The 18,825-nt window shown below is 38.3% G+C and carries 14 protein-coding genes and 1 pseudogene; 6 read left to right on the top strand and 9 right to left on the bottom strand.

The features are described from left to right. Together H1P_RS37265 and H1P_RS06985 are read left to right on the top strand one after the other, a co-directional pair. Nucleotides 1–256: pseudogene (locus H1P_RS37265) on the top strand (hypothetical protein); the annotation flags it as partial. Between the two features lie 121 nt (nt 257–377). Next, on the top strand, nt 378–1,121 hold the full coding sequence (locus H1P_RS06985; protein WP_144865479.1) for a DUF1995 family protein: 744 nt from the start codon (nt 378–380) through the stop codon (nt 1,119–1,121). Nucleotides 1,122–1,207: 86 nt separating this feature from the next. Here H1P_RS06985 and H1P_RS06980 read toward each other — a convergent pair whose 3' ends face one another. The 3 genes from H1P_RS06980 to H1P_RS06970 form a co-directional block, all read right to left on the bottom strand. Further along, nucleotides 1,208–2,092, bottom strand: coding sequence for an SWIM zinc finger family protein (locus H1P_RS06980; protein WP_144865477.1), 885 nt, complete (start codon nt 2,090–2,092; stop codon nt 1,208–1,210). A gap of 457 nt (nt 2,093–2,549) precedes the next feature. Next, nucleotides 2,550–4,262: an ABC1 kinase family protein gene (locus H1P_RS06975; protein ID WP_144865485.1), complete on the bottom strand. Its 1,713-nt coding sequence runs from the start codon at nt 4,260–4,262 to the stop codon at nt 2,550–2,552. Nucleotides 4,263–4,616: 354 nt separating this feature from the next. After that, nucleotides 4,617–5,345, bottom strand: a complete 729-nt coding sequence (locus H1P_RS06970) for an ABC transporter ATP-binding protein (RefSeq protein ID WP_144865475.1) — start codon at nt 5,343–5,345, stop codon at nt 4,617–4,619. 99 nt (nt 5,346–5,444) lie between these two features. Here H1P_RS06970 and proB point away from each other — a divergent pair, with 99 nt between their 5' ends. Beyond that, nucleotides 5,445–6,554, top strand: a complete 1,110-nt coding sequence (gene proB, locus H1P_RS06965) for a glutamate 5-kinase (protein ID WP_144865473.1) — start codon at nt 5,445–5,447, stop codon at nt 6,552–6,554. Nucleotides 6,555–6,572: 18 nt separating this feature from the next. On the opposite strand, the gene H1P_RS39260 is transcribed toward proB, so the two are convergent. From H1P_RS39260 to folD, 3 genes are all read right to left on the bottom strand, one after another. Beyond that, nucleotides 6,573–6,830: a HaeII family restriction endonuclease gene (locus tag H1P_RS39260; RefSeq protein ID WP_222426966.1), complete on the bottom strand. Its 258-nt coding sequence runs from the start codon at nt 6,828–6,830 to the stop codon at nt 6,573–6,575. 37 nt (nt 6,831–6,867) lie between these two features. Beyond that, the gene (locus tag H1P_RS06955; RefSeq protein WP_144865471.1) at nt 6,868–7,839 is read right to left on the bottom strand and encodes a DNA cytosine methyltransferase; all 972 of its coding nucleotides are present in this window, start codon (nt 7,837–7,839) and stop codon (nt 6,868–6,870) included. Between the two features lie 68 nt (nt 7,840–7,907). After that, on the bottom strand, nt 7,908–8,786 hold the full coding sequence (folD, locus tag H1P_RS06950) for a bifunctional methylenetetrahydrofolate dehydrogenase/methenyltetrahydrofolate cyclohydrolase FolD (protein ID WP_144865469.1): 879 nt from the start codon (nt 8,784–8,786) through the stop codon (nt 7,908–7,910). Between the two features lie 553 nt (nt 8,787–9,339). On the opposite strand from folD, the gene rpsB reads away from it, so the two are divergent. Next, nucleotides 9,340–10,293 (top strand): 30S ribosomal protein S2, encoded by a 954-nt coding sequence (gene rpsB, locus H1P_RS06945; RefSeq protein ID WP_144865467.1) that lies wholly within the window; start codon nt 9,340–9,342, stop codon nt 10,291–10,293. A 267-nt stretch (nt 10,294–10,560) separates the two neighbouring features. After that, nucleotides 10,561–11,220, top strand: a complete 660-nt coding sequence (tsf, locus tag H1P_RS06940; protein ID WP_144865465.1) for a translation elongation factor Ts — start codon at nt 10,561–10,563, stop codon at nt 11,218–11,220. Nucleotides 11,221–11,408: 188 nt separating this feature from the next. On the opposite strand, the gene H1P_RS06935 is transcribed toward tsf, so the two are convergent. From H1P_RS06935 to H1P_RS06925, 3 genes are all read right to left on the bottom strand, one after another. Next, nucleotides 11,409–13,064: an acetolactate synthase large subunit gene (locus tag H1P_RS06935; RefSeq protein ID WP_144865463.1), complete on the bottom strand. Its 1,656-nt coding sequence runs from the start codon at nt 13,062–13,064 to the stop codon at nt 11,409–11,411. A gap of 432 nt (nt 13,065–13,496) precedes the next feature. Further along, the gene (locus H1P_RS06930; protein WP_144865461.1) at nt 13,497–14,798 is read right to left on the bottom strand and encodes a TldD/PmbA family protein; all 1,302 of its coding nucleotides are present in this window, start codon (nt 14,796–14,798) and stop codon (nt 13,497–13,499) included. 185 nt (nt 14,799–14,983) lie between these two features. Continuing rightward, nucleotides 14,984–17,260, bottom strand: coding sequence for a ribonuclease R family protein (locus H1P_RS06925; protein WP_144865459.1), 2,277 nt, complete (start codon nt 17,258–17,260; stop codon nt 14,984–14,986). A gap of 543 nt (nt 17,261–17,803) precedes the next feature. On the opposite strand from H1P_RS06925, the gene H1P_RS06920 reads away from it, so the two are divergent. Then, entirely contained in the window at nt 17,804–18,787 is a 984-nt protein-coding gene (locus H1P_RS06920; RefSeq protein ID WP_144865457.1) for a hypothetical protein, read from the top strand. Nucleotides 18,788–18,825 lie beyond the last annotated feature (38 nt).

Raw genomic sequence — 18,825 nt, 5'->3', positions numbered from 1 at the left:
GCACATCTCGGTTTGGATTTGTCTATACCTGATAATATTATTTTGTTATTTCAACCTCCTTACTGTCAGTAACGTTAATCCGATTGAAAGATTGTGGAAAGAAGTCAAAAAATTCTTGAAAAATAAAGTCTTTGATTCCCTAGATTTTTTAAGAAGAAAACTAGCAAATATCTTAGCTGAATTTACTCAAGCAGATATCGCTTCCATTACGGGATTTGATTTCATTCTCGATGCATTATCTGTAGCTGAACTTTAGGAAATTGGTATTACGTCGCCTTGTCTCATGGGTAACATATTTGTTTTTTATAGCATACATCTAGATCTTGATTGTAATCTGGTAATTTGAGAATCAAGAGTAATTAAGAAAAAAATATAAAATGAATACTTTTCCTGACAATTTACAAGAAGCTATAGTTCAAGCGAAAGAAGCCACTAAAAATGCGATCGCGGACGGTTATACTAGAGTACAGGTAGAATTTGTCATTCCTGAAATTCCCCTACAAGCTCAATATTTAGCATTGGAGTTTGCCAAACTGTTTGAAGAGTATGGCTCTGGTGTTAAGGTGCTGTTTCCCGATACTGGTGCTGCTATGTTAGCCAAAAGAGATTGGGGATCGATGCCTTTTCAAGTATCAGATATGGGTAGTCGCTTCACCCCTATAGAAAGCAAAGTGGCGGATACGGATGAGGTGTTTATTTTGGCTTGTCCTTCTTCTGTAGAAGTCGAAAGAGTAGAAAAACTTTGTAACCTTGCAGGCGATCGCCCTGTGGTATTATTGATCCCACAATTGGAAGATGTGGCTGTTGTAGGTATTGGTTTGGCTGCGCGTCAGTTAAGAGATAGATTTATTAGTACTCTTTATTCTTGTTATTATATTCGTCCTATAGAAGATGCTTCTATTTTGCGTTGTCACCCTTCCCCTTGGCAAATTTGGTTGGAAAAAGAGAAAGGATATGAATTAGGAGTGGAGTTATCTAGTAAGCCAATGGGAGAAGAATTAGATCGCTTATTATTAAAGTTAACTGCACCAGAAGAGGGAGAAGAATCAGCTAATAATCAACGCAAAAAACCAGGAATCTTTGGTGACTTACAGAAATTTCTCAAAGCGTTAAGCCAATAATCAGTATTAAATTACTAGTTATCAGTTACTAATCCACAACCCACAACCCACAACAGTAGAGACGTTTCAGTTTCAGTAAAACGTCTCTAACTATCCCTGTTTAAAGCAGCCATTAAAGCCTTGTGGCTAGTAGTTTGATATACCCCAGTTAAGTATTGCTGTACGACTTCTGCATCAGCAGCCATTAGGGGAATATTACCTAAAATATCGAGAACAGTTTTGTTGTCTGTAGGGGGAACAATTGCGACTAACGAAGAATCTAAAGATTCATTATATTGCCAAAATTCTTGCAAATTACTAGTAGTTTTTCCTGCTGTTTTTGCTTTAGAAGCTGTTTCTTTTTTCTTGTTACTAGCTGCTTTATTCGTAGGAGATTTTTCTTTAGTGGATTTACTACGTAATTGACGTAAACTACCTAATATTTGCTCTTTACTACGTCCTCGTAGCTGAAAAATCAAAAAGGGATCTTCAGAAAAGCGATCGCCTAATTGATAATAAACTGCTGCAATATGTTTACATGGGTTAGCTTTATCGGGACAAGAACAGCGAGAACGAACATCAGTTAAGCTATAAGGAAATAAACTTAAACCATTACTGGTAAAAACTTGTTCAATATCTTTAGGCATTTCTCCAGCTAATAACTGAGCCGAAAAAATAGCTTTTTCTGACATGGTTTTAATTACACAATCCCAATCTTCCTCATTAAAAGGAGGTTGCGACATCATTTTTAAAGCTCGTTCTTGATTTTCATCTTTAAAAGGTTCAAGAGAAAGACGCACTTGATAAGGTTCTGCTTCACTTCCCTGTACTGAAGATAATACTTCATTGTCTACAATATCAATACTTAAAACATTTCCTTCTCTAGCATAGTTTCTTCCTCTTTCTAGACGTTTTTTAAAACGATAAGAGTCTAAAAGTTCTAACCATCTTTCAACCCACCATTCACGCCCTGCTAACTGAAAGTTTGTCATTATATTTATATTTACGAAAAATATTCTAATAATTTTTTGACCTTAATCGATCTCCGTCAACACTCGCTGTGGAATAGCGCAACAGCCTTGCAGGAGGGTTTCCCGACCCAGAGGACTGTTGTAAGATAGCGCGCTTTTCAGTCACGCATTTCCTCCCGTCAACACATCACCTTTAAAGTACTTGGATTACTCTTTTAACTAGCTAACAGCTTTAAGCTCCGAGCTTCTAAGCTCCAGGTTCAACTCCTCCGTCTCAAGCGATTCAAGCTTATAGCTTACTTATAGCTAATGGCTTAGAGCTAGTTTTAAGAGAGTGATTTTTCTAGGATTGGAACTAGACTCAATCGCCTTGAAGTTGGTCAGAGAAAGACCTGTCTTTTCAAGGCGGGGTATCTCTGACTTCGTTAATTTCAACTATTCTCTTTTTTTTAGCAAAATCTAAATTAGGGGATTTCAATTATTCATTATTCAAACTTGCAATTGTAGTTGGCATCATCGCAGCTACTCTTTCCACAGAAATATCACGGACAGCACTTAAAGCCAGATCGAAGATTTTTCGGGGTTGGATATCATCTTCGATCAAACTCCAGAGCCTTTGTACCTCGTCGGTATGAAGTCTATCATCTTCTGTGAGTGCTAGTAATAGTTGATTGCGTAGATACTGACCTTCTTCTGACAGAATGTATTGTAAACCTAGTTGAGCAGTGGGTAAAATATCGAAACCTGCATCAGAGCGAGCGATTACGATCATGTTCTCTAATCTTTTCCATTGGAATTTACCATTTTTGATTAAGACATCTAGTAAACGTCTACGTAATTGGGGTGATTCCCCTGTAAGCAAGCGTCGGGAAACGTAAGGATAGGATACTTCCACAATTTTAAAGTTGCGATTGAGACTTAAAGCTAAACCTTCTTGAGTAATCAGCGATCTAATAATTAAAGCAAACTTAGAAGGTACACGGAAAGGATATTCATACATCAATTCCGAAAATTCATCAGTAATGGTTTTAAAGTTAAAATCAGCAACGCTTTCTCCCATCGCTTTACCTAAAACCTTTTCTAAAGCGGGGATAATTGGTCTAATATCCGTATCTCCAGTTAAGAAACCCAATTGCACAAAGTCATTGGCTAACTCTTGATAATCACGGTTAATTAACTGTACAACTGCACTGGTAAGAGTTTCTTTGGTTTTTTCATTTAACTGATCCATCATCCCAAAATCGATATATGCCATGCGACCATCAGGAGTAGCAAATAGATTACCAGGATGGGGGTCAGCGTGGAAAAATCCGTGTTCTAATAGCTGTCGTAAACCAGAAGTTACACCAATACGGATCAAGGTGTCAGCATTTAGTCCAGCAGCTTTGATTTTGTCTAAATCGTTAAGTTTCAAACCATTAATCCACTCAAGAGTTAAGACACAGGTATTGGTATACTGATTATAAATACAGGGAACTTTTACTTCAGGATCTCCCGCGAAGTTAGCTGCAAATTTCTCGGCGTTTTTCGCTTCATTGAGGTAATCGATTTCTTCAAAAATTTTACAGCCAAACTCATCCACAATTAAAGTCAAATCATGACCCAAGTTTAAAGGTAGCCAGGGAGCTAACCAAGCAGCACCCCAGCGCATTAAGTAAAGATCGAGACTAATTACAGGACGCAAGTTAGGACGCTGTACCTTCACAGCAACTTCTTCTCCTGTATGAAGTACCCCTCGATATACTTGACCTAAGCTAGCTGCTGCGACTGGGTTAGGAGAAATCTCGCGATAAACCTCATTAACTGTACGACCTAATTGCGCTTCAATGATGTTAAAAGCAGTCTGATTATCGAAAGGGGGTAGTTGATCCTGTAGCTTGATCAACTCTGCTAAAAAGTCTTTGCGAATTAAATCTGGTCTAGTGGATAATGCTTGTCCTACTTTGATAAAGGTCGGACCTAAGTTAGTTAGAATCTTTCGTAATTCGGTGGCTCTTTTAGGTTGATTAGTTTCTACTTGATTTGTCCACTTATCTAAAAGTAAATGAAAGATAAAATTACCAAATAACCAGGCTACTGATACAGCACGCCATAGTACTAACCAGGGTCGAGAGCGATAATATTTCGCGATCGCTTTTTGATTATATCCTACAAACTGCTTTCCTTCTATCTTTCGGTTAGCACCAACCACTTCATCTTGATTCACTAACTTATTGATTACCCCTTAGTAATGTAATATTGACCAACGGTCACAGCAGGCTTCGTCGTTTTACGGCGGAGTAATCTGTGACGAGTTTTTTATTTAGTATTTAACTTTAGTATACAAAAATACAGATTATTTAATCTAAAATAATATCAAAAAAAGTGGTGGTTCGTTGTTCGTTGTTAAAACTTTTGACGAGCGACCCCGCGCCGCCATCAGGCTTTTATACCCGTCGCATTGGGTGTTTATCCCCATCGCATTTGGGGACAAGGGAATGCGCGCAGTCGTGACTTTATTCTTCCTCCTTTCTTCTTTCCTCTTCTCCGATCTTTTTTCCTGAAATTAAACCGAAGCGACAGCGACTTTTAACATCTCTTCAGGAGTAAGACGATCGTGAACAATGCGACCATCCTTAAACCAGACTATTCTTTCTGTTTGTTTGGCTACTTCTGGTTCATGAGTCACCATGATAACCGTAATGCCACTATCGTGAAGTTCCTGAAAAATATTTAACACCTCTTGGGTAGTTTGGGAATCCAAAGCACCAGTAGGCTCGTCTGCAAGTAAGATTAGGGGTTGATTTACTATAGCACGAGCGATCGCAACTCTTTGTTGTTGTCCCCCAGATAGTTGAGTGGGTTTACTATCAATTCTGTTACCCAAACCCACTTTAGCTAAAGCTGTTTCTGCTCTTTCTTTTCTTTCTTCGATGGATACGCCAGCATAAATCATCGGTAGCATGACATTTTCTAGCGCACTCATTTGCGGTAATAGATGAAACTGCTGGAAGACAAAACCGATCTTACGGTTACGAATCGCTGCTAATTGGTCTTTATCCAAGGCAGAAACCGCCACCCGATCTAAATAATACGCTCCTGCGGTGGGACGATCTAAACAGCCGATAATGTTCATTGCTGTAGACTTTCCTGAGCCAGAAGCACCCATAATAGAGCAGTATTCACCCTGATGAATAGTTAAATCAACTTTATCTAAAGCATGAACAGTGGTCTCTCCTGTACCGTAAATTTTCTCGATTGCTTCTAAACGGACAATAACAGATTGATTGCTCATTGTTAATGATTTGTAGTTAACTATTTTATTGTGGCATTTTGTTGGCTGCTGCTGCTGCTATCAAAGTGCTACTTCACTTGCTTCATCAAACTTACACACATGAACCCTCAAACTATCGTTGTTAAAATTGGCACTTCTAGCCTGACACAAAAAAACGGTCAAATTGCGATCGCTACTATTGCTTCTTTGGTGGAAACTTTAACTGCTTTACGCCAAAAAGGACATCGTATAGTTTTAGTGTCTTCTGGTGCAGTAGGAGTGGGTTGTCTGAGACTTAATTTAAAAGAAAAACCCCGTAAAATGGCTCTCAAACAAGCAGTAGCTGCGGTAGGACAGGGGCGACTGATGCGGACTTACGATGATTTATTTAATAGCTTGGGACAGCCGATTGCTCAAATACTATTGACTCGCCGAGAATTGATGGAACGTAATTCTTATGTCAATGCTTCTAATACCTTTGAAGAGTTATTGAATTTAGGCGTAATTCCGATTGTTAATGAAAATGATACGATCGCCGTTGATGAATTAAAATTTGGAGATAATGATACCCTATCTGCTTTAGTGGCTAGTTTAATTAAGGCAAACTGGTTATTTCTCTTAACAGATGTAGATCGTTTGTATTCTGACGATCCGAGAATTGTACCTAATGCGACACCCATTGATTTAGTTAGTAGCAACGAATTCAATCAGTTACAGGTAACAGCAGGGGGAAGTGGTTCGAGTTGGGGTACAGGAGGTATGGCGACCAAACTAGCAGCAGCCCGTATTGCCACCAGTTCAGGGGTTACTATGGTAATTACTCAAGGTCAACAACCCCAAAACATTCTCAAAATCCTTGATGGGGAATCTCTGGGAACTAAATTTGAACCCCAAACCCAAACCGATAACGCTCGCAAACGCTGGATTGCTTATGGCTTGATTCCTATGGGTAAACTGTATCTTGATGATGGTGCAGTAACCGCAATTACTCAACGAGGCAAATCTTTATTACCCGCAGGGATTACTAATGTGGAAGGAGAATTTACGGCGGGAGATGCAGTTCAATTATGCGATCGCAATTTACAAGAAGTCGCTAGAGGTTTAGTAAATTACAGTAGTCAAGAATTAAACAAAGTAAAAGGCTCTCATTCTACTGATATTGCCAGTATATTGGGCTATAATGCCTCCGACACCGCAATTCACCGTGATAATTTAGTGATTAAAGATTGATAATGGTTGGTTATTAGCTTATTTCGTATAAAAAGATTTCCAATTATCGTGCTTAATTTGGTGATATCCTCTGCTTTTAATAAAGTCATCAAATTCGTTATTACCAACTGAAGGAAATTCTAGCTGAATTTGTTCTCTGATATTTTCTAATAAATTGTTTCCCAGCAAAAGATGATGTTTTCCTGTTAATGCTTTATCGTACCAAGTTGATAATTCTTCAATAGTAATAATACTTTGAATACGCGATCGCCAACCAATCTGAGTTAATAAAGAAATTTTTTAATAATTGAATTAAGAGCATTTTGAGCATCACTTATAGTATTGGAGAAACTGTTTCCCATAATTTCTTTCGTATATATTTGGGCGTAGCAGAATATTTTAATTGAATACTGGTAATTATTTGTTGAGCAACAGCTTCTATTACAGGGACAGTCACACTATTACCCGTTTGTTTCCGAATTTGAGTATAGGGAACAACAATTTTAAAGTTATCAGGAAAACCTTGAAGACGAAGTAATTCTCTTGATGTCAATCTTCTAATTCCATTAACTAGAAGATAGTTATAAGATGCTCCTGCTCTTAAAGCGCAAGAATATTCAAGTGCGGAAATATTACCACTTTTATTTTCATGCCAAATCGCAGGGATTGGATAGTTAGGTTTGACTTTTAATAGTCTTTTTTTTCTAATTTCTGGAGAAACAAAATATTTAGAATCAACATCATCATCACTTTCTAATATTATTGATAAATTTGGTTTAATACCAATTGATTTGGGAAAATAAAACTCAATATTATCCCTAAATCCAACAATAATAGTTCTTTCTCTTTTCTGGGAAATTCCAAAATCCAGAGAGTTTAAAACTGTATGATAAACACAATAACCTAAATTTTCTAAATGTCTGATAATAGTGTTAAATGTTCGTCCTCTATCATGAGATTTTATGTTTTTAACATTTTCCAATAAAAAAGCGTAGGGAAGTTTGATTCTAAGAATTTCTTCGATGTTAAAAAACAAAGTTCCCCTTGTATCTAAAAAACCTTTTTGATCTCCACAAATACTAAATGCTTGACAAGGAAATCCTGCCAATAAAATATCATGGTCAGGAATTGCTTCAGGTTTTATTTGAGTAAGATCACCTTGGGGACGTTCGCCAAAATTAGCCTCATAAGTATCTTGAGCGTATTTATCCCATTCAGATGAAAAAACGCATTTTCCGCCAATATTCTCAAAGCCCAGTCTAATACCGCCAATACCAGCGAATAAGTCTATAAATCTAAACTTCATTAATTGTTATTCTAATTGACTGAATTTTGCTGATTCACAATACTCTGAATTGTACCGAACTGGATTTATTATATTGTCATCTTTTCCTGATAACTCAACACGGTATTACTCAATAACATTGCTACTGTCATAGGACCAATACCCCCAGGTACAGGAGTAATATAACTAGCTACTTCCGCAACAGCATCATAAGCTACATCACCAACTAAGCGAGATTTTCCATCACTATCTGTAACACGATTGATTCCCACATCAATAACTACCGCACCTGGTTTTACCATATCTGGGGTAATCATTTCAGGTTTACCCACTGCTGCGACTAAAATATCTGCTTGGCGACAAACTGCGGTTAAATCTTGAGTACGAGAATGAGCAATGGTTACTGTTGCATTGGCTTCTAAAAGCATTAATGTGATGGGTTTGCCCACTAAAATACTTCTACCTACTACTACCGCTTTTTTCCCTGATAAAGCAATATTGTATTCTGCCAAGAGCTTCATGACTCCTGCTGGAGTACAACTACGCAAACCAGTTTCAGAACGCACTAAATGACCCAAATTTACGGGATGCAAACCATCAGCATCTTTTTGGGGGTCTATTTCATGTAATAAAGCCACTGAGTCCAAACCATCGGGTAAGGGTAACTGAACTAAAATACCATCAACGCGATCGTTTTCGTTCAGGCGATGAATTTCTGCGGTTAATTCTTCTTGGGTAACTTGTGCTGAAAAATGTTTTCCTACCGAAGCAATACCCACTCTGCTACAGGCTTTTTCTTTATTACGTACATAAACTGCGCTAGCAGGATTATCGCCCACCATTAAAACTGCTAACCCTGGAGGACGACCAATATTCGGTTCTAAAGTAGCAATTTTTTGTTGTAAATCAGATTGGATTTTTTTCGCTAAGGCTTTTCCGTCTAAGATTTGCGCTTTAGTTGTATTCATCTACCCTGTAGGTTCTATCAGTTTCGGTTTCTAATTACGATCGAAACAAAAATATTAGCAAAAAAGTGTTAAGACATATTTTTTATTCACAATGTAATATTAAAAAGTGCAAAAATCTATTGCAACATCTATAAATTATTTATGAAGATCTGAAAAATGTCTTTAGCGATCGCTTCCTAGCTAAAATGACAATTAGGTATTAATCAATCAATATAGGGGAAAAGTTCTAATTTCCTAGAAAATAATGAATAACAATTATCGCCATTATTACAATAGTTAATTTTATTATTTGTATAGATTGAACTCTCAAAAAATTAATAACTAAAAGCATTTTTATTTTTTTTGTATTGTCAAAAAATTTTCACCTCATCATTTCAATTAATTAACTAAGTCTCAAGGTCATAAGCCAAAAATCCCTATCCCAAATCTAAATAAATAGTGATAAACTTGAAAGGTTGTCAAAATTCGCACATTCAGGAATTCGGGTGTTTTCCCAGAAATCAAGAAAATGTCCCTGAATGGAGGATTAACCCGAAAAGGAGTTAAAAATTAAATGCCAGTAGTATCACTAGCAGAATTGTTAGAATCTGGTGTTCACTTTGGACACCAAACCCGTCGTTGGAATCCCCGCATGGCTCAGTATATTTATACAGCCAGAAACGGCGTTCATATTATTGACTTGGTGCAAACTGCACAGTTAATGGAAGAAGCGTATGATTTTATGCGTAACTCTTCTGAACGAGGTAGAAGAGTACTTTTTGTTGGTACAAAACGCCAAGCAGCAGGAATTATTGCTCAAGAAGCTAGTCGTTGTGGTTCTTACTATGTGAATCAAAGATGGCTTGGTGGAATGCTGACTAACTGGGAAACTATTAGAACCAGAGTAGAAAGATTAAAAGAATTAGAGAGACTAGAAGAAAGTGGTGCTTTAGATAAAAGACCCAAAAAAGAAGCTTCTATGTTGCGTCGAGAGTTGGGCAAATTGCAAAAATATCTCGGTGGTATCAAAACCATGCGTAAAGTACCCGATATTGTTGTAATTGTCGATCAAAAAAGAGAACACAATGCTATCTCTGAATGCCAGAAGCTAAACATTCCCGTAGTATCTATTCTCGATACTAACTGTGACCCTGACATAGTAGATGTCCATATTCCTGCTAACGATGATGCTATTCGCTCCATCAAATTGATTGTGGGTAAGTTAGCTGATGCTATTTACGAAGGTCGTCATGGTGAAGCTGCTGCTCAAGAAGATTACGAAGAGTTTGAAGAGGGAATTTATGATGGTGAATATCCCGATGCGGAAGAATATGACGATGAAGAAGCAGCAGAAGCCGTAGAAGTTGTAGAAGCCGTAGAAGCTGTAGAAGCCGTAGAAGCCGTAGAAGCCGTAGAAGCAGCAGAAGCAGCAGAAGCCGTAGAAGCCGTAGAAGCCGTAGAAGTAGCAGAAGCAGCAGAAGCCGTAGAAGCCGTAGAAGAAACTGCTGATGGAGATAGCGAAGAGTAATTTGTTGGTTGTTGGTTGTTTTTTTTTGACTAATGAGTGTATTTTGTAAATCAGAAAAAATCTTTTCTACAAAATAACTTTTTAAGGGAAAAGCCATAACATATACAATGTAATATCTGCGTATATCAAGTCTTTTCCCTAGACCAACAATATTTGATATCGATCGTTAATCAATCAATTGAATTATTTTTGATAAACAATATTACATAGGACAATATCACTGACGGTTATTTCGTTATCAAGATTGATAGACTAGGAATAAAAAACATGGCGCAAATATCAGCAAAATTAGTCAAAGAACTCCGTACTCAAACTGGTGCGGGGATGATGGATTGCAAAAAAGCTCTTGCAGAAAATGACGGAGATATTACCAAAGCTATGGAGTGGCTGAGGAAAAAAGGTACTATCTCGGCAGAGAAAAAATCAGGTCGAATAGCATCAGAAGGTTTGGTTGATAGCTACATTCATACTGGTGGGCGTATCGGTGTGTTAGTAGAAGTTAACTGCGAAACTGACTTTGTGGCTCGTGGAGATCAATTTAAGGAATTGGTTCGCGATGTGGCAATGCAAGTCGCTGCTTGTCCTAACGTCGAATATGTCAGAGTAGAAGATATTCCCGAAGAGATTGTGGCGAAAGAAAAAGAAATTGAAAAAGGTCGAGATGATTTAGCAGGTAAACCCGACAACATCAAAGAAAAGATTGTTGAAGGTAGAATTGGTAAGCGTCTCAATGAACTAGCTTTGATGCCTCAACCTTACATTAAAGACCAAAGTATTACAGTAGAAGAGTTAGTAACAAATACTGTTGCTGCTCTGGGTGAAAACATTCAGGTACGCCGTTTTGCTCGCTTTATCTTGGGTGAAGGTATTGAGAAAGAAGAGACTAATTTTGCTGATGAAGTAGCAGCCCAAACTGGTCAGAAATAAGTTTTTGAATTTAGTCACGACGAGCGCGTTCCCTTGCCCTAAAGGATTCCCTTCGGTCACCCTAAAGGACTTCCTTCGGTCGCGCACTATCGTCGGCGCGGGGTCGCTCGTCAAACATTGGTAGGGTGGGTAATGCACTAAAGTACTTCCTTCGGTCGCCCACCCTATATTTTTACTGTCTATTGGTATTAGATTGTAATTTCACAGCTTAAATCCCCCGATTCTTGGGAAAAACGCAAGTTTTCTTTGTAATCTACAGGACAGTCAATTATGGCAGGAATATCTTGACTTAGAGCTTCTTTAAGAGTAGGAATCAGATCGGCAGCTGATTTAACACGATAGCCTTTTACACCCATACTTTCAGCAAATTTAACGAAATCTGGGTTACCAAAATCAACAAACGAAGAATGACCAAATTGACTGATTTGCTTCCATTCGATTAAGCCGTAACCGTCATCATTAAATATCAGAGTGACAAAGGGTGTTTTGGCTCTGAGGGCAGTTTCTAATTCCTGAGAATTCATCATAAAACCACCATCTCCAGTGACAGCCACTACCTTTTTATCAGGATGAACCAATTTAGCAGCGATCGCTCCAGGAATCGCAATCCCCATCGCAGCAAAGCCATTGGAAATTAAACAGGTATTAGGACTATCACAGTGGTAGTGACGCGCCATCCACATTTTATGCGCCCCGACATCAGAGATTACAATATCTTCTGGTCCCATGACTTGTCTTAAGTCATGAATGATTTTTTGGGGTTTAATCGGAAATTCGTTATCTTTGGCATAGTATTCGTAATTTTCCAAGATCTTACTTCTTAAGCCAGTAGCCGAAGAACTAGATTTACCCTGACGATCTGTACGCTTCATAATATCCATCAGAGAATCGGAAATATCCCCGACGACTTCTACTGAAGGAATATAGCTACTATCAATTTCAGCATGAGTCATCCCAATATGAATAATGGGGATTGTCCCTTCAGGATTCCATTTTTTGGGGGAGTATTCGATTAAGTCATAACCCACCGCAATCACTAAATCTGCTTCATCAAAAGCACAACTGATTAAATCTCGCTGTTGTAAACCGACTGTCCAGAGTGAGAGAGGGTGAGTATAGGGAACTACGCCTTTTCCCATAAAAGTATTTGCCACAGGAATGTTTAACTGAGTGACAAACTCTGTAAGGGCTTCGCTGGCGTGGGCGCGAATCGCTCCGTTACCTACTAGAATGAGGGGATTGTTGGCTTTTGCGATCGCAGCAGCAGCTTTATTGATGCTCTTATAAGAAGCATAAGTTTTTTCGCGATCGTCTTGTTGCAAAGGTTTGAGATTACCAATGGACATGGCTGCAATATTTTCAGGAAGATCTATATGTACTGCTCCTGGTTTTTCTGCTTGGGCTAGTTTAAAAGCTTTACGAACGATTTCTGCGGTATTATTAGGGCGAACAATTTGCGTATTCCATTTTGTTACGGGAGCAAACATAGCTACCAAATCGAGATACTGATGAGACTCAATATGCATCCGATCTGTACCTACTTGTCCTGTAATCGCTACTAGAGGCGCACCATCTAAATTAGCATCGGCTACCCCAGTCATCAGATTAGTTGCACCAGGACCCAAGGTAGAAAGACAGACCCCAGCTTTGCCTGTCAACCTACCATAAACATCTGCCATAAAAGCAGCACCCTGTTCGTGACGGGTAGTAATAAATTGAATCGAAGAATTTCTTAAAGCTTCCAGAATATCAAGATTTTCTTCTCCTGGTAAACCAAATAGATACTTCACTCCTTCGTTTTCCAAACACTTAATTAGTAATTCCGCAGTGTTCAAGTCTCCCACAACAGCATCCCCTCTGTTTTGTCAATTTTGTGATCGTAATGGTGGCTATTCTAACTAATTCTTGGGTACTGCGCTTGACAAAAAAAAGACCAGGAATGCTGGGAAGACAAGGGATACAAGGAAGTGTCAAATATTAACCGATCAATTATCAGATAATGTAATATTATTGGCTTTAAAATAAAGAGTTACTTATTAAAAAAATCAGGAAAGACAGATCGACGTGAGTTCGACAGAGACTCAAAGTCTGATTCTTTCTTCAACTGAAACTATTATTATTTCGTAGAAAGGCTAACAAATTATGTTTTTATCGGACTCACGTAGATAAGGGATTGAAGAAAAAAGATTTAACAGTTGACGATGAACAATGAACAAAAGTTAACAATTATCCATTGATAAATAGAATATTTTGTCTTTTTCCTCGTTTCTCGTTTCTTAATTTCTTGAGGCTACACCTAATTGAGAGAAAAGAATATAAGGTAGATGAGAACTGCTACCTACCCATTGTGAGCGATCGCTAAAATCAACTAAATTGTTAAAGGCATCAAAAATATTACCCGCTACCATAGTGTTTTTGACTCGACCGACAATTTCCCCTTTTTCTACTTTGTAGCCTAGATCGAGATTGACAGAAAATTCTCCTGCTAATTGGTTAGATTGTCCTGCACCCAGTACTTGATCGACAATGATACCTTCTTCCATGCCTGCAATGAGCTCTTCTAGAGAAGTGCTTCCAGGGGTCATACAAAGATTCACTAAGCTTGTACCAGGACGGGACAAACCACCACGAAAACCGTTACCAGAAGAGGTTGTACCACCACGGGAAGCCCAAAGACGATTCCAATAAAACTGTTTCACAACGCCGTTATCAATCAGGGTTTTTTTGCTGGTGGGAGTGCCTTCATCATCAAAGCTACAAGCAGAAGCACCAAAGGCGGGCTCTTCAGTTAGTGTAAAGCGATTGTCAAAGACTTTTTCCCCTACTTTATCTACTAAAGGAGAAGATTTTTGCACTATTGCTTGTCCCGACAAGATAGTTTTGAAAAGTCCGCCTAAAGTAAAGGCTGCTGCAAAGGGAGTAAATAAAACAGGGTAATTACCACTGGCAATAGTCGCGCTTTGTTCCGCTTTTTGATACTTAGCAATCAAATCTTGGATAATTTGCTCGTAATCTGGTTCTTCGTCTCTAGTTACTTGGTAAGCATAAGCCTGTAAAAAGTCTTCTCCTTGGACTAAATTACCCGATACGCTAGCACTCACAGTTTTATCACTTTGTTGGGCAAAAGTACCGCTAGTAGTGGCTAACTGCACTTGGGACGAACCCTTGTCAAAACCCACATCTACTAAAATCTCGCCGTTGTATTGATGAACTTTAGCGATCGCTTTTTCGCCAATCTCTACTAATTTATTGGTGCTTGGTAGTTGATAGTTACTATCTGGCTCGGTTAATTGCACATCCTTGGCAAAATCAAATTCTACAGGATCGCCTATTTCAGAAGTAGCTACAGCAGCATCTACCAATTCCTCTAAACGACTTAAATCACTAGCACTAGCAAAGCCCAAACGACCATCTTTAATCACTCTGAGAGCAATACCTTCTACTGCTTTAGTTTGCAGCGATTTTAAACGATTATTAGCAAATTCGATAGGAGTATCTTGACTTGAAAGATAATAAACCTCTGCTTCAATACCTTTTTGTTTTGCTAGATCGATTACTTTTGCTAAATGTTTGTTCATTATTTTTGTTAATGGTTAGTGGGTAGTGGCAAACGGTTGTTTGCTTGTACAGTTATGGGTTATCAGTTGTTAGTTTCTCAAAACTTATAGATCGTGCTGGTTTTCGGCTAAATAATTGTAATTGTAAGGTGGGCAATGCACTCTTCGTACTTCCTTCGATCGCCCACCCTACTTAATCCTTAAATTTACTCTTCTTCCCAACTAGAATTACCGTTACCGTTATCGTTGTTATCTTTACCGTTGATGGTAACTAAATCAATCTGTTGGCGATAGTAATCAACACTTTTAACTTCTACTTCTACACGATCGCCTAAACGATAGGTGGTATTATTTTTACGTCCTCTCAAACAGCTTTCACGGGAACGATATTCGTACCAATCGTCTTTGAGGGAACTGACGTGTACTAAGCCTTCTACTAACAAATCTTCTATTTCCACAAAGAAGCCATAGGACTGTACGCCTGCAATTAAGCCTTCAAAAACTTTGCCTGTGCGTTCTTTCATTTTCTCGGCTTTCTTTAACCCTTCGAGGTCTTTTTCAGCATCTTCAGCTACTTTTTCGCGATCGTTGAGACGGGGTAACATGGCGTGAATCTCGTTATCAATTTGTTCGTGCATTGCAGGGGGTAAGACATTCCAATTAATTTCTCCGTGACAGTTACTACTATAGAGGTCTACTCCTGTTTTAGTTCTTGTGGTACGGCGATCTCGTCCATGTTCAAAAACAACTTTGAGAATTCGTTGCACAATTAAATCAATATACCTTTGTCCAGGGGAAATACAGTGGGTGTAACCGTCTTCATAGGCTAAACCGAAGTGCATTCCTGGTTTGGTAACATATTTAATTGGTTTGAGAGTATTTTGCAGCAGATAGTTAAGCACTAAGACTTCTTCTGAACTAGCAAACTGTTGGGTTAATAGTTGATAGTCTTGGGACTGAATTTCGCCTTCAGAATCTTCTGCATCGAGAGTAATATCTAATCCAAGATTTTTACTTAACTTGAGTAAGTCTTCTAATTCATCGACATCGGGTTGAGGTTGAATGCAATAAATTCCTGGTACTCCCCAATTTTTTAACCTCTCGGCGACTACTTTACCCACCAAGATCATCAATTCAGTTAATAAAGCATTAATTGGTAAGTTAGACGCTACTAAAATCGCTCCTAATTTTCCTTCGTCTTTATTAATCCCTGTGATTTCTGGGGTAACAATTTCAAAGCCTCCTCTTTGTAAGCGTTGGGCTTTAATTAGAGGACTCAGGGTAAAAAATAAATCGTTAAGTACTTTAACTGCTGGTTCGAGTTTCTTACTTACTTTTTCTGATTCACCAAGCAAAGATTGGACTTCTTGATAAGTAAAGAAATGATCTACAGACACCGCAGAAGGTTGAATGCGAGATTCAATAATTTCTCCTTGAGGATTAATAGTAATCAGGATCGAAATTGTTAAGCGATTTTTACCTGGTTTAAGAGAACAAATTTTACTTACTTGTTCGGGAAAAATGGGAATTACTTTAGTATGTAAATTGATAGCGGTGCTTCTTCTTTGAGCAGTACGATCTAATAAGGTATCTGCTTCAATATAATGTGCTACATCTGCAATATGAATGCCTAATTCCCAGTTTCCCTCATCAGTTTGTTCTAAAGAAAGAGCGTTTTCAATCCAACCTTCATCAGAGGATTCTGCTTCTGAACCAATCGCTACAGTAAGTTTGTCTCTAAGGTCTAATCTTTTTTTGATTTCGGCGGTTAAAACTCTAGAAGGTAATTTACTAGCTGCTTCTGTGACAGTCTCTTTAAACTCATGGGGTAGATCGTGTTTACAAGAAACAATATCGATATCAGAAGCTTCCTCTGCATCACTCCCCAAGATTTTAGTGACTTGACCTAAAGGGGAATTTTGCGCGATGGGATAACGTAAAACAGAAACATGAACTAAATGTTCAATGGCTTCTTTTAAATTTTTGCCATTTTCTTGAAGGTCTAATTCAAATAATAAGCGATCGTCTAGCGGAATTGCTCGATAACCTATTTCTGTCTCGGTAACAGTGGCTAATAAGGAAGGATTGGCTCGTTCTAAAATAACTTTTACTTCCCCTTCAGGAGAACGACGACGACTACCTTCTTTAATTGTTGTCACTAAAACGCGATCGCCATTCCAAGCATTACTAAGATGACTTTCTTTGATATAAATATCATCCGCATTTTCATCGTCTTGAATCGCAAAGCAAAATCCTTTACTAGAACAGCGTAATTTGGCTTCTACCACCCCTTCTTCAGCGATTTTGCGATATTTACCTCGTTCTTTTGCCAAAACATTAGTTCTTTCTAAGGCATCCAGCACAATTTCTAATTTTTGGATACTCTCCTCATCTTCACAGCCTAGTTTTTTCTCTAGGTTTTTTCTGGCAACTAATTTATCATCTACAAACTGTGATAGTAGCGTGGCGATTGAAAAATCCATCAATAATAATCCTTTCTAGTTAATAAAAAAATAGGAAACGCTTCTCAAAAGAAATGATTGAATCTAACTCCAGATACGGACTATATGCTAGTATTACCGCAACGAAGTAGACAAGCTAGCTTCGATCTATAGCTACGATTACTAATATTTGTTGGTTCTAGTTGCTTGGAGTTATGGTTAGCAATTAATAAAGATTTCCAGCCAAACATAGTATTTTGCTTTCAGAGAAGTTACTATTATTGGGTTCGTCTGATTAACAATTATTTATTTTAGATTGGGAATTCAGCAAGAAAAGTATAGTTTTAGCTAATAAAGTGAACATGACTACGCCCTTGGCTGACGATACGGTTATTCACTTCCTAAAGTTGACCTCTCAAAATAAACTATCTGATTGTTTAATCTAACCCAGTGGAGTTAACCTCTGTAGCTATTGAACTTGATACTACTGAAAAAACAAATGATTTACCAAAAACATTTTAGAAATTCAATAGTGAAAATTAGTTTTAGAGCTAGCTTCTATATATTTTAAGTTTCTTTTGATTATTGGCAACTTTTTCTTTACCCCAAGCCAATAGTAATTTAGTATTAAGTATATTAACTGGAAGCACAATCAACCTCATGTTGCATCAATTTCGCCATCTTTATCCCCAAGGAAGTCTCATTAGTGAACTAATTAATATTGACCGAGGATTGTATATAGTTAAAGTCTCTGTGCAAAATGAAGAGACTATCTTCGGAACAGGTTTAGCTGCTGCGGAAACTATAGAAAAAGCAGAAGATAAAGCCAGAGAAAGAGCCTTAATGACTGTTAACTTAGAAAAATCTGCTATTAGTCCTCAAACCCCACAGTCTCAGTCAGAGATTATCTCGATCCCGCTTGACGGGACTCCGCCATACGAGCGGTGCGCGGGGATGGGGGGACTTCAACAGACCGCAATCAACTGTGAGAAGCCAAACATCAAACCAGAAAAGTCCCCCCTATCCACCCCTGGCGAGGTTGCCTCGCCCAAGGAACGCCCACCAAGACACGACGGAGCCTGCTCTGACAGTTGGTCAACAGCAGCCCAAACAGTAGTTACAGCAACCCCTCGAAATCAAACTAGCAATCACCAAAGTTACAACCCTCCTTCAGTAACACTATCTCCCCCAGAAAAAGTAGTCAGCAACCCTATCACAACTCCCGAACCAAATACTCAGCCAGAAATAGCAGATTTTGTACCCACACCTATTACAAAAGAAATTAGCCTAGAAACTACTCCTGCAATAGAATCTCAGAGCAATATTTTCGATCAACCCCTGACCCCTCCTCCCCCAGAAGAAATAACACCTGTAGAAGCTGGAAACACCCTAGAGTTAGATTTCAACGAAATCCGACACAAAATAGATTTAGAAATGAAACGCCTCAGTTGGACAAAAGAACAAGGAAGAGATTATCTACTGAGTACCTATGGTAAGCGAGCGCGTCTTCACTTAACCGATGAGGAACTGTTAGAATTTTGGCATTATTTAGAAAATCTTCCTAGCTAAGTTACTATATGGTGTTTTAGCAAAAAGTACTCTATTGT

Origin of the sequence: Hyella patelloides LEGE 07179, assembly GCF_900659865.1 — a bacterium.
Classification (GTDB): Bacteria; Cyanobacteriota; Cyanobacteriia; order Cyanobacteriales; family Xenococcaceae; genus Hyella; species Hyella patelloides.
The sequence above is the reverse complement of the archived record's forward strand: the minus strand, read 5'-3'. Positions and strand labels throughout refer to the sequence as shown.